The 12,337-nt window shown below is 69.6% G+C and carries 7 protein-coding genes and 1 riboswitch; of the genes, 2 read left to right on the top strand and 5 right to left on the bottom strand.

Features of this window, described 5'->3' with window-relative positions; all coding sequences use genetic code 11:
- Positions 1-85: 85 nt before the first annotated feature.
- A complete protein-coding gene (locus JI746_RS28235) occupies positions 86-1,759 on the bottom strand; it encodes a methyl-accepting chemotaxis protein (RefSeq protein WP_201691524.1) in 1,674 nt (557 codons plus the stop codon).
- 186 nt (positions 1,760-1,945) lie between these two features.
- Between JI746_RS28235 and JI746_RS18025 the strand changes: the two genes are divergently transcribed.
- Positions 1,946-3,133, top strand: coding sequence for an MFS transporter (locus JI746_RS18025; RefSeq protein WP_201691523.1), 1,188 nt, complete (start codon positions 1,946-1,948; stop codon positions 3,131-3,133).
- 122 nt (positions 3,134-3,255) lie between these two features.
- Here JI746_RS18025 and metH read toward each other — a convergent pair whose 3' ends face one another.
- The 3 genes from metH to JI746_RS18010 all read right to left on the bottom strand — a co-directional run bounded on the left by metH (position 3,256) and on the right by JI746_RS18010 (position 7,924).
- Complete coding sequence (gene metH / locus JI746_RS18020; RefSeq protein WP_201691522.1) at positions 3,256-5,976, bottom strand: methionine synthase; 2,721 nt, start codon at positions 5,974-5,976, stop codon at positions 3,256-3,258.
- Between the two features lie 20 nt (positions 5,977-5,996).
- Positions 5,997-6,068, bottom strand: a riboswitch (S-adenosyl-L-homocysteine riboswitch).
- A gap of 132 nt (positions 6,069-6,200) precedes the next feature.
- A complete protein-coding gene (locus tag JI746_RS18015; protein WP_201691521.1) occupies positions 6,201-6,650 on the bottom strand; it encodes an Lrp/AsnC family transcriptional regulator in 450 nt (149 codons plus the stop codon).
- Positions 6,651-6,877: 227 nt separating this feature from the next.
- A complete protein-coding gene (locus JI746_RS18010) occupies positions 6,878-7,924 on the bottom strand; it encodes a homocysteine S-methyltransferase family protein (RefSeq protein ID WP_201691519.1) in 1,047 nt (348 codons plus the stop codon).
- Between the two features lie 57 nt (positions 7,925-7,981).
- Between JI746_RS18010 and recQ the strand changes: the two genes are divergently transcribed.
- Complete coding sequence (gene recQ / locus JI746_RS18005; protein WP_201691517.1) at positions 7,982-9,841, top strand: DNA helicase RecQ; 1,860 nt, start codon at positions 7,982-7,984, stop codon at positions 9,839-9,841.
- A 96-nt stretch (positions 9,842-9,937) separates the two neighbouring features.
- On the opposite strand, the gene JI746_RS18000 is transcribed toward recQ, so the two are convergent.
- Entirely contained in the window at positions 9,938-12,238 is a 2,301-nt protein-coding gene (locus JI746_RS18000; protein ID WP_236599939.1) for an ATP-binding protein, read from the bottom strand.
- Positions 12,239-12,337: the final 99 nt, after the last annotated feature.

Raw genomic sequence — 12,337 nt, 5'->3', positions numbered from 1 at the left:
CGCGCCGGCGACTATGGCATGGTCTCGCAGCGCATGTCGAGGGGCGTCGCCACCATGGAGGAGCGGGCTGGCGGGGCCCGGCGCGTCAGAATTCGCGCCACTCGCCCGCGGGGCTTGCCGGCGAGGCGACGGCCAGCGGCGCGGGCAAGTGCGCCTCGTCGGGCACGGTGCGTACGCGCCGGGGCGTCACCATGCGCGCCGATGCGCTGGCAGGGGCTTCGTCGAGCTGGAAGCGGCTGACCGCACGCACCAGCGCCGCGGCCTGCTCCTTCATGGACTCGGTGGCGGCCGTGGCCTCCTCCACCAGGCTGGCGTTCTGCTGCACGACGTGGTCCATCTGCGAGACGGCGGTCGTGACCTGGGCAATGCCCTGGCTCTGCTCCTGGCTGGCGGCGGCAATCTCCGCCACCAGCGTGCTCACCTGCTGCACGGCCGCCACGATCTCCTGCATGGTGGTGCCGGCCGCATCCACCAGCCGCGTGCCGGCCTCGACCTGCTCCACCGAGCTGCCGATCAGCGTCTTGATCTCCCGCGCCGCGCCTGCGCTGCGCTGCGCCAGGCTCCTGACTTCCGCCGCCACCACCGCGAAGCCGCGCCCCTGCTCGCCGGCGCGCGCCGCTTCCACCGCCGCATTGAGCGCCAGGATGTTGGTCTGGAACGCGATGCCGTCGATCACGCCGATGATGTCGGCGATCCGGCGCGAGGAGGCGGAAATGCCGTCCATCGTCCGCACCACGTTGCCGACGGCTTCACCGCCCCGCGTGGCCACCTCCGAGGCGCCCGCTGCGAGCTGGCTCGCCTGGCGCGCGTTGCCGGCGTTCTGGTTCACGGTCGCGGTCAGTTCCTCCATTGCACTGGCGGTCTCTTCCAGCGTGCTCGCCTGTTCCTCGGTGCGCTGCGACAGGTCGATGTTGCCGTGCGCGATCTGCGCGCTGGTGTCGGCAACCGATTGCGCGCCGCCCACCACTTCGCCCACCAGCCCCCGCAGGCTGCGCTGCATGGTGGCCAGCGCCTCCAGCAACTGCCCCACCTCGTCGCGCGACGTCACCCGGATCGGCTGCGTCAGGTCGCCGCTTGCCACCGCCTCGATCGAGGCCACGGCGTCGTGCAGCGGCCGCGTGATCGAGCGCGTGAGCAGCAGGATCACGGCCGCGGCGGCAGCGAGCGCCACCAGGCCCACCGCGTGGACGAACCACCGCGAGCGCTTGAGTTCCAGGCCGAAGTAGTCGTCGGCCTGCATCACCTCGCGGTCCTTGCGGGCTATCAGCTTGTCCAGCGCCTGCACCGCCTGCGCAGCGGCAGGCTGGATCCGCTCGCTGGCCAGCCGCAGGGCCTCCTCGTTGCGACCGGCAGCGAGCAGCTCGAACCAGGTTCCGCGCGTCTCGCTCAGGCGGTCGAAGGCGGCGCCGAGTTCGCGCAGCAAGGCTGTCTCGTCGACGCCCAGGTCGCCCGCCTGCCGGTAGTTGAAGATGGCGGCGTCGAACTGCTTGCGGGTCGCGGCGGCCTGCTCCGCCGTCTTCTCGCGGGCGGCGGCATCGGACGCGGCGAGCGCCTGGGACAGGTGGGCGCGCAGCGCCCAGATCGCGCCGTTGGCCTGTGCCAGGGCCGCAGTCTGGTCGTGCCGCAGGGTGACCTCGGTGCTCAGGCCCCTGGCGTGTTCGATGTTGATGGCGGCGAGCGCCCACAGGGCGATGAAGGCCGCCAGGACGGCGGCGAAGCCGACGCCGAGCCGCGCGCCGATCTTCAATCCGGAAAGCATGATGGGCCTCTCTCGATGCGGCGGGACGCGCCGCTTCGACGCCACGAGCATGGCGCGTGTAACCACCTGTGCCAATGCGCTGGATCAAGCCCGCCGACGGCGCGCGCGCGACCGGTGCCTGGTGCGCGACCGACGGTCGGCGCGCCTTGCGCCACAATGCGCGTCCATGCCGTCGAGGGACGCTTCATGACTCCGCCCCCCGGCCACGACCGCCGTCTCGTGGTGTGGCTCTCGCTGGCCCAGTTGATCACCTGGGGCAGCGTCTTCTACACCTTCGCGCTGCTGATGGAGCCGGTGGAGCGGGAACTGGGGCTCACGCGGGCCCAGTCCTCCCTGGCCTTCAGCCTCGCCCTGCTGGCCGAAGGTGTGTTCTCGTACCCGGTGGGGCGCTGGATCGACCGCGGCCATGAACGCGCGGTCATGACCGGCGGTTCGCTGCTGGTCATCGCCGGCCTGCTGCTGCATGCCCAGGTCCGCTCCGCCACGGGCTTCTACGCCGTGTGGGTGCTGCTCGGGGCGGCGCTCGCGGCCACGCTGTACACGCCGGTGTTCGCGGTCGTCACGCGGCGCTTCCCGGGCGACTTCCGCCGCGCCATCATCACCCTGACCTTCCTGGGCGGCCTGGCCAGCAGCGTCTTCATTCCCCTGTCGGCGTGGCTGATCTCGACGCTGGGTTGGCGCCACGCGCTGCTGGCGCTGGCGGCCATCCACCTGCTGGTGTGCGTGCCGGTCCACTTCGTCTGCCTGCGCGGCGCCCCGCCGCCGACGCCGACGCAGCACCGCGAAGGCCACTCCCCCTCGGTGCTGCTGCGCAGCGCGCCCTTCCTGCTGATCGGCGTGTTCGTGGTGGGGATGATGGCGATCACGGCGGCGATCCCGCCGCACCTGATCAGCCTGCTGCGCGAAAGCGGGCTGCCGGAGGCGTGGGTGATCGCGCTGCCGGCGACGATCGGGGTGATGCAGGTGCTGGCGCGCCTGCTGCTGTTCTTCTTCGAGCACCGCTTCGACCTGCACCTGGCCAACCGGCTGATCCCGCTGCTGATGCCGCTCGCCCTCGGCACCCTGATCGCGGGCGCCACCTCGCCGGCGGGCGGCCTGCTGTTCGTGCTGCTCTATGGCATGGGCAATGGCATGCTCACGATCGTCAAGGGCACGGCGGTGGCGCAGTACGTGAACCGCCAGCACGTGGCTTCGCTCAATGGGGCGCTGGGGCTGCCGCAGGCGGTGGCGCGCGCGATCGCACCGCTGGCGCTCGGTGTGCTCTGGAATCCGCAGGTGGGCTACCGCTGGGGGCTGGCGCTGCTGCTGGTGGCGGGGATCGTCGCGGCGCTGGCGCTGGTGCTGGCGCAGCGAAGGTCGCTGCTGCCGACGTAGGCTGGCGGTGACGCGCGAAGCGCCGGAACCCCAGCGATCAGGAGCGCAAGCGCTGGGGTTCGGCCTTCGGCGCTCACCGCCAGCCTACGAAGCCGGCCGGCGCGCAGGAGCCGGCGGGCGCCTCAGAGATTGGGTGCCAGCAAACGCTGCAGGTCCGCGATCGTGGCGCCGCGGCGGCGCGCCTGGTCCTGCAACTGGTCCTCGCCGATGCGGCCGACGTTGAAGTACTGGCTCTCCGGATGCGCCAGGTAGAAGCCGCTCACGCTGGCCGCCGGCGCCATCGCCATGCTGTCCGTGAGCTCCATGCCGATCTCCTGCGGCTGCAGCAGCGCGAACAGGTCGCGCTTGACGCTGTGGTCCGGGCAGGCCGGATAGCCCGGGGCCGGACGGATGCCGCGGTACTTCTCGGCGATCATCTGCTCGTTCGTGAGCGCCTCGTCGGCGGCATAGCCCCAGAAGTCGCGCCGCACGCGCGCATGCAGCGCTTCGGCCAGCGCCTCGGCGAGGCGATCGGCCAGCGCCTTGAGCGTGATCGCGGAGTAGTCGTCGTGGTCGTCGAGGAAGTACTGCACCTTCTTCTCCACGCCGATGCCCGCGGTGACGGCGAAGGCGCCCACGTAGTCGTCGCGCACGCCCTTGGGCGCGACGAAGTCGGCCAGGCAGCGGCTGGGGCGCATCCGGCCCTCGATCTCCTGCTTCTCGGTCTGCTGGCGCAGGCCGTACCACGTCAGCACCGGCTCGCTGCGGCTCTCGTCCGCATAGAGCTGGATGTCGTCGTCGTTCACCGTGTTCGCCGGCCACAGGCCCATCACCGCGTTGGCCGTCAGCCAGCGGCCCTCGATCAGGCGCTTGAGCATGCGCTGGCCGTCGGAGAACACGCGCACCGCCTCGCTGCCGACCACCTCGTCCTTCAGGATGCCGGGAAAGGCTCCGGCCAGGTCCCAGGTCTGGAAGAAGGGGCCCCAGTCGATGTAGCGCGCCAGCTCCGCCAGGTCGTAGTTGCGGAACACGCGGCGGCCGATGAACTTCGGCTTCGGCGGGGTGTAGTGCGTCCAGTCGATGGGCGTCCTGTTCGCGCGCGCCTTCGCCAGCGGCCACAGCGGCACCTGCTTCTTGCTGGCGTGCAGCTGCCGCACCTTCTCGTAGTCGGCGTTGATCTCGGCGATGTACTTCGCGGCCTGCTCCGACAGCAGCGACTGCGCCACGCTCACGCTGCGCGAGGCATCGGGCACGTACACCACCGGCCCTTCGTAGTGCGGCGCGATCTTCACCGCCGTGTGCACGCGGCTGCAGGTGGCGCCGCCGATCAGCAGCGGGATCTTCTTGATCCGGAAGTGCTCGTCCTTCTGCATCTCGCCGGCGACGTACTGCATCTCCTCGAGTGAAGGGGTGATCAGGCCCGACAGGCCGACGATGTCCGCGCCCTCGACCTTGGCCCGGGCCAGGATCTCGTGGCACGGGACCATCACGCCCATGTTCACCACCTCGAAGTTGTTGCACTGGAGGACGACGGTGACGATGTTCTTGCCGATGTCGTGCACGTCGCCCTTGACGGTGGCGATCACGATCTTGCCCTTGGCGCGCACGTCCTCGCCGGCGGCTTCCTGCTGCTTCTTCTCTTCCTCGATGAAGGGGATGAGGTGGGCGACGGCCTGCTTCATCACGCGGGCCGACTTCACCACCTGCGGCAGGAACATCTTGCCGGCGCCGAACAGGTCGCCGACGATGTTCATGCCGTCCATGAGCGGCCCTTCGATCACGTGCAGCGGCCGGCCGCCGCGGGCCAGGACCTGCTCGTACATCTCCTGCGTGTCGGGAACGATGTGGTCCGTGATGCCGTGCACCAGCGCGTGTGCGAGGCGCTGCTCCACCGACAGCGCGCGCCACTCGTTCTTCTTCCCCTCGTCCTTCGCGGCGCCCTTGGCCTGTTCGGCGATCTCCACCAGGCGCTCGCCGGCGTCGGGGCGGCGGTTCAGCACGACGTCCTCGACGCGTTCGCGCAGTTGCGGCTCCAGCTCGTCGTACACGCCGACCATGCCGGCGTTGACGATGCCCATGTCCATGCCCGCCTTGATCGCGTGGTACAGGAACACGGTGTGGATCGCCTCGCGCACGGGGTCGTTGCCTCGGAAGGAGAAGCTCACGTTGGAGACTCCGCCCGAGACCTTGGCGCCCGGCAGGTTCTGCTTGATCCACCGGATCGCCTCGATGAAGTCGACCGCGTAGTTGTTGTGCTCCTCGATGCCGGTGGCGATCGCGAAGATGTTGGGGTCGAAGATGATGTCCTCGGGCGGGAAGCCGACCTCGTCGACCAGGATGCGGTAGGCGCGCGCGCAGATGTCGATCTTGCGCTGGTAGGTGTCGGCCTGGCCCTGCTCGTCGAAGGCCATCACGACCGCAGCAGCGCCATAGCGCTTGACCAGCGTGGCCTGGCGCCGGAATTCGGCCTCGCCTTCCTTCATCGAGATCGAGTTGACGATGCCCTTGCCCTGCAGGCAGCGCAGCCCCGCCTCGATCACCTCCCACTTGGAGGAGTCGATCATGATCGGCACGCGGGCGATGTCGGGCTCGCTGGCGATCAGGTTGAGGAAGCGCACCATGGCCGCCTTGCTGTCCAGCATGGCTTCGTCCATGTTGATGTCGATGACCTGGGCGCCGTTCTCGACCTGCTGGCGCGCGACGGCCAGGGCCTGCTCGAACTGGCCGGCCAGGATCATGCGCGCGAAAGCCTTGGAGCCGGTGACGTTGGTGCGTTCGCCGATGTTGACGAACAGGCTGCCGGGAACGATGGTGACCGGCTCCAGGCCGGACAACTTCATGGGGGGGACTTGGGGCTGCTGCATCTCACTCACCTCGTTGGGGGTCCGGGTGAGCGCGGTTGGGATCCATCTCAAGCCTGACGGTCGCGAAGACCGCTGCAGCGCTCCTTGAGCTGGGCGCATTTTACCAGCGGGATCGCGGGATCGTAGGCTGGCGGTGAGCGCGCGCAGCGCCGAACCCCAGCGCTTGCGCGCGCATCGCTGGGGTTTCGCTACCGCTCCACCGCCAGCCTACGCACCCAGCACGCTCACAAAGGCAGATCCGCCTTCTTCAGCGTCCGCAGCACGAACGACGACTTGCTGTGGCGGATGCCCTTGATCTTGTACAGCTTCTCGCGCAGCAGCCGCTCGTAGTCGCGCGTGTCCTTCACCGCCACGCGCAGCAGGTAGTCGTACTCGCCGGAGACGAGATAGGCCTCGACCACCTCGGGGATCGCCGCCAGCGTCTCGCCGAACTTCTCCAGCGTGTTGTCGGTGTGGCTGTCCAGGGTGACCTGCACCAGCACCGTGTCGTTCAGGCCCAGGCCCTGCGCGTTCAGGCGCACGGTGTAGCCCTCGATCACGCCGGCCTGCTCCATCTTGCGGATGCGCTCCCAGCAAGGCGAGGCGCTCAGGCCGACGGCCTGTCCGATCTGCTGCAGGCTGGCGCGGGCGTCCTGCTGCAGCACGGCGAGGATTTTGCGGTCGATGGCGTCCATGCCGCAGGATTCTCTGCCCAATTGCTCACTGCAGGAAGCTTTTCTGCATCCTCGGCGAAGCGCCGCAAATTCAGCAAGACTTTCTCCGCCCTGCGCCGCACACTTCCTGCATGGCACCGAGGGCTTACCGGCCCCGGCCGCGATGCGAGGCGCCAGCGGGTCACCGCCCGCTGGCCGACCCGGCAGGCATCCTCACGAGGGATGGCGTCGAAGAAGAAGGGGCCGCTCTACGCGGCTTCCTTGTAGAAGGGCTCGCGCTGCGTCGCGCGCGCAGCCAGCGGCTGCACCGCCTGGCGGATCGCCGCGATGTGGTCCGGCGTCGTCCCGCAGCAGCCGCCCACGATGTTCACCAGCCCCTCGGCCGCGAATTCGTGCAGCAGGCGCGAGGTGACCTCCGGCGTCTCGTCGAAGCCGGTTTCGCTCATCGGATTGGGCAGTCCGGCGTTCGGGTAGCAACTGATGAACGTGTCCGGCGCGACCCGGGACAGCTCCTGGATGTAGGGCCGCATCAGCGCCGCACCCAGCGCGCAGTTCAGGCCGACGGCCAGCGGCTGCGCGTGACGGACGCTGTACCAGAAGGCCGTGACGGTCTGGCCGCTCAGGATGCGACCGGACGCGTCAGTCACCGTGCCGCTGATGATGACCGGCAGGCGCTGGCCGCTGGCGGCGAAGTATTCGTCGATCGCGAACAGGGCCGCCTTGGCGTTGAGCGTGTCGAAGATGGTCTCGACCAGCAGCAGGTCGACGCCGCCCTCGACCAGACCTTCGACCTGTTCGTGGTAGGCCGCGCGCAGCTGCTCGAAGTCCACGTTGCGGGCGCCGGGATCGTTCACGTCGGGGCTGATGCTGGCCGTGCGCGGCGTCGGGCCGAGCGCGCCGGCCACGAAGCGCGGCTTGTCCGGCGTGGCGAATTTGTCGGCGGCGCTGCGTGCCAGCTTCGCGGCGGCGACATTCATCTCGCGCGCCAGCTCGCCCAGGCCGTAGTCCTCCTGCGCGATCCGGTTTGCGCCGAAGGTGTTGGTCTCGATGATGTCGGCGCCGGCGGCGAGGTAGCCCTCGTGGATGTCGCGGATCACTTCCGGGCGGGTGAGGACCAGCAGGTCGCTGTTGTTCTTCAGGTCCCTCGGATGGTCCTGGAAGCGTTGGCCGCGGAAATCCTGCTCGCCGAGCCTGAAGCGCTGGATCATGGTGCCCATGGCGCCATCGAGGATCAGGATGCGCTGCGCGAGGAGTTCCGGCAGGGCCTGGCCACGGGTATAGATCACAGGTTTCATGGTCGGCCCATTCTACGGACGGCGCGTTGGACAGGCGGCGTCAGGGAGAATCACCGCTTGGCCACCGCTCTCGCCCTCCTCAAAGACGTCTTCGGCTACCCCGCCTTCCGCGGGCAGCAGGCCGAGATCGTCGACCACGTCATCGCCGGCGGCGATGCGCTCGTGCTCATGCCCACCGGCGGCGGCAAGTCGCTGTGCTACCAGATCCCGGCGCTGGCCCGCCAGCAGGCCGGCCACGGCACGACCATCGTGGTCTCGCCGCTGATCGCGCTGATGCACGACCAGGTCGGCGCCCTGCACGAGGCCGGGGTGCAGGCCGCCTTCCTCAACTCCTCGCTCTCGATGGAGGAGGCCAACGCGGTGGAGCGGCGGCTCGCCCGCGGCGAGCTCACGCTGCTCTATGCGGCGCCGGAACGGGTGACCACGCCGCGCTTCCTGGCGCTGCTCGATGCGATGCATGCACAGGGCAAGCTGTCGCTGTTCGCCATCGACGAGGCGCACTGCGTCAGCCAGTGGGGCCACGACTTCCGGCCCGAGTACCGCGGGCTGGCGCTGCTGCACGGGCGCTACGCCGACGTGCCGCGCATCGCCCTCACCGCCACGGCGGACGGCGTGACGCGCGAGGACATCGTGGCCCACCTGCAGCTTGGGCAGGCGCGCCAGTTCGTCAGCAGCTTCGACCGGCCGAACATCCGCTACACGATTGCCGAGAAGAAGGATCCGACGCTGCAGCTGCTGCGCTTCATCGAGGGCGAGCACGCGGGCGAGGCCGGCATCGTCTACTGCCAGTCGCGCAAGCGGGTGGAGGAAGTCGCCGAATTGCTGTGCCGCGAAGGCCTGGATGCGCTCCCGTACCACGCCGGGCTCGACGCGCAGGTGCGCCAGCGCCACCAGGACCGCTTCCTGCGCGACGACGGCGTGGTGATGACGGCCACCATCGCCTTCGGCATGGGCATCGACAAGCCGGACGTGCGCTTCGTCGCCCACCTCGACCTGCCCAAGAACATCGAGGGCTACTACCAGGAAACCGGCCGCGCCGGCCGCGACGGATTGCCTTCGGACGCCTGGATGGCCTATGGCCTGCAGGACGTGGTGAACCAGCGCCGCATGATCGACGAGAGCCCGGCAGCCGAGGAATTCAAGCAGGTGCAGCGCGGCAAGCTCGATGCGCTGCTGGCCCTGGCCGAGGCCACGGACTGCCGGCGCGTGCGGCTGCTGGCGTACTTCGGCGAGCGGTCGCAGCCCTGCGGCAACTGCGACAACTGCCTGAACCCGCCGGCGGTGTGGGATGGGACGGAGGCGGCGCGCATGCTGCTGTCCACGGTCTACCGCGTGCAGCAGGCCAGCGGCCTGCATTTCGGCGCCGGCCACATCATGGACATCCTGCGCGGCAAGGAAACCGAGAAGGTGCAGCAGTTCGGGCACCAGCGCCTGTCCACCTTCGGCATCGGCGCGGAGTTCTCGGAGGCGCAGTTGCGCGGCGTGCTGCGCCAGCTGATCGCGACCGGCGCGCTGGCGGTGGATGCTTCGTCCTTCAACACCCTGCACCTGACGGCGGCCTCGCGCGCGGTGCTCAAGGGCGAGCAGCCGGTGCGGCTGCGCGAGTCGATCATGCAGCCGGCGGGGCGTTCGCGCCGACGCGAGCGCGCTGGCGCGAGGTCGGCGGTGCCCGCCGCGGCAGCGAGCCTCACGGGCGACGCGCAGCAGCGCTTCGCCGCGCTGAAGGAGTGGCGCACGCGCATGGCCCGCGAGCACAACCTGCCGGCCTACGTGATCTTCCACGACGCGACGCTGGCGGCGATCGCGGCGCTCGCCCCGCGTTCGCTCGGTGACCTGGAAGGCGTGAGCGGGATCGGGGCGAAGAAGCTGGAAACGTACGGCCCGGGGGTGCTGGACGTGCTGCAGGCGCTGGGGTAGCCGCCCCCCCGTCATACCCGCGGAGGCGGGAATCCAGGGCTCCCGATGAGCGCGCTATGCGCGCTTCCTGGATCCCCGCCTGCGCGGGGATGACGGTTATTGCACGAACCCGATGCTCCGCGCCTCCCGCACCTCCGGCTTGATCCGGTGTTCCGCCTCCAGCTGCTCCAGGAATTCCTCCGGCGTGAGCTGCGCGGCCAGGATCTCCACCTGCCGCTTCACGGCGGCGAAGTCGCCCGGGCAAAGCTGGTCCAGCCGCGCCAGCCGCGCCGCGGCCTCGGGCGCCAGCAGCGCCGCATCGCCGCCGAGCGCCTCCGTCACGAACATCTTCTCGCGCTGCGCGCCCGTGAGCGGCTTGAAGCGGATCTTGAAGGCGAAGCGCCGCAGCGCCGCCTGGTCGATGCGCTCCATCAGGTTGGTGGTGCAGACGAAGATGCCGGCGAAGCGCTCCATGCCCTGCAGCATCTCGTTGACTTCGGTGACCTCGTAGGTGCGCTGGGCGCCCCGGCGGTCCTGCAGGAAGCTGTCGGCTTCGTCCAGCAGCAGGATGGCCTTTTCCGACTCGGCCTCGCGGAACATGGCGGCCATGTTCTGCTCGGTCTCGCCCACGAACTTGCTCATGAGGTCGCTGGCCTGCTTGATCAGCAAGGGGCGGTCGAGGCTGCGGGCGATGTGCTCGGCCAGCGCCGTCTTGCCGGTGCCCGGCGCGCCGTAGAAGCACAGGGTGCCGTGGCCGCGCGAGCGCAGCGCCTCCACGATGCGCGGCACCTCGAAGCGCGACTCCACGTTCAGCATGTCGAGGTCGTAGGTGGTGACGCTGCGGCGCGCGCCGGCGTCCGCGCTGCGCGTGCCCAGGGCGCGGTCGGCGTTGCGCAGCTGGCGCTCTATCAGTTCTTCCACGCCGATGCTCTCGGCGGCCGCCAGCCCGGCGAAGCGCACCGCGGTGCGGATCTGCGCCGGCGTCAGCCCCTTGCGTTCGGTGAGCTTGGCGATGAAGGCTGCCGACACTTCGACGCCCTCGAGCGTCTTGCGCACGATGCCCTCGCGGGCGCCGGGCGGCGGCGACTTCAGTTCGAGGTGGTAGGCGAAGCGGCGCCGGAACGCCGGGTCGATCTGCTCGATCCGGTTGGTGACCCAGATGGTCGGCACCGGGTTGGTTTCCAGGATCTGGTTGACCCAGGCCTTGCCGCTCACGCTGCCGGAAGGCGGCGCCACCACCTGCTCGGCGCGGGCCATCATCTGCGCGGCCTCGCTGGAGATCGGTGGAAACACGTCCTCCACCTCGTCGAACAGCAGCGCGGCCTGGGCGCTGCCCTTGAGGAACACCTGCGCGATCTGCAGCGACCGGTAGCGGTCGCGGCCGGACAGCGAGTTGCCGTCGCGGTCGGCGTATTCGACCTCGAACAGCTCCAGGCCGGCGGCCTGCGCCACCACCTTGGCCAGCTCCGTCTTGCCGGTGCCGGGCGGCCCGTACAGCAGCACGTTCACGCCCGGCTCCTTGGATTCGACCGCGCGGCGCAGCATGTTGCGCAGCACGCTCGCGTCCTCGGCGACGAAGGAGAAGTCGTCCAGCGTCAGGGTGCTCTTGGCCGACGGCCGCGTGAACACCGCCATCAGCTCGCTCTGGTCCCGGTATTCGCGCATCAGCACCGGCGGCAGCTTCTCGCTGACCTTCATCAGGTCCGCCAGGTCCGTGATGTTGTGCTCGGAGATCAGGTTCTCCACCAGGCCGATGCGTTCCAGCCGCGAGCCGGCCCGCAGCGCCTCGCCGACATCGGCGGCGCTCACGCCGGCGACCTCCGCGATGGCGGCGTAGGCCTCCGGCGCGTTGTTCACCTTGAATTCGACCAGCAGGCTGCGCAGGTCGCGCTGGTAGCGCGCCAGCGTGCCGTACAGCAGCAGGGCGCGCTCGGCCTTGTTCAACTGCAGCAGGTTGGCCAGGGCGTCGATGTTCTTCTCCACCAGGGTGGAGTGCTTCTTCAGCGCGTGCGTGAGCCATTCGCCGGTGACCGTGAGCACCGACAGCAGGTCCTTGGGCTGGTCCTTGGCGTATTCGTCCAGGTAGAAGAACAGCGTGCCTTCCTCGTACGGCCCGCGCCAGACGCCGTGGCGCTCCAGGAATTCCCGGGTGGAGAGCTGCTCGTGGCCGCGCCAGAATTCGTTGTCCTTGCAGCGGCGGGCCAGGAACTCGCGCAGCCTCTCCAGCGAAGGGGGCGGCCAGACGAGATGGCGGCCTGCCAGCGACAGCAGTCCGTTGAGGTCGCGCCGCACGTTGAACTTCGCCCCCTGCTTGGCCGCCAGCGTCAGCACGAAGTGCGAACACATCAGGTCCAGCACCGGTGCCTCCTTGAGGCCCGGCGAGGGCAGCACTTGGGGATCCAGCGAACGCTTGGCCAATCGACCTCCGGGTCTGGCGGGCAGGGGGAGCGCGCCAACGATAGCGCGAGTTGATGCTACATGGAAGAACCGGCGGCCGGTCCCGCGCCGGCCGGCCGG

Source organism: Ramlibacter alkalitolerans, from assembly GCF_016722765.1.
Taxonomy (GTDB): Bacteria; Pseudomonadota; Gammaproteobacteria; order Burkholderiales; family Burkholderiaceae_C; genus Ramlibacter; species Ramlibacter alkalitolerans.
The sequence above is the reverse complement of the archived record's forward strand: the minus strand, read 5'-3'. Positions and strand labels throughout refer to the sequence as shown.

Bases quoted from the DNA above. Each gene is read 5' to 3' on its own strand.
- JI746_RS28235 (WP_201691524.1), bottom strand. From the start codon at position 1,759: ATGCTTTCCGGATTGAAGATCGGCGCGCGGCTCGGCGTCGGCTTCGCC.
- JI746_RS18025 (WP_201691523.1), top strand. From the start codon at position 1,946: ATGACTCCGCCCCCCGGCCACGACCGCCGTCTCGTGGTGTGGCTCTCG.
- metH (WP_201691522.1), bottom strand. From the start codon at position 5,976: ATGCAGCAGCCCCAAGTCCCCCCCATGAAGTTGTCCGGCCTGGAGCCG.
- JI746_RS18015 (WP_201691521.1), bottom strand. From the start codon at position 6,650: ATGGACGCCATCGACCGCAAAATCCTCGCCGTGCTGCAGCAGGACGCC.
- JI746_RS18010 (WP_201691519.1), bottom strand. From the start codon at position 7,924: ATGAAACCTGTGATCTATACCCGTGGCCAGGCCCTGCCGGAACTCCTC.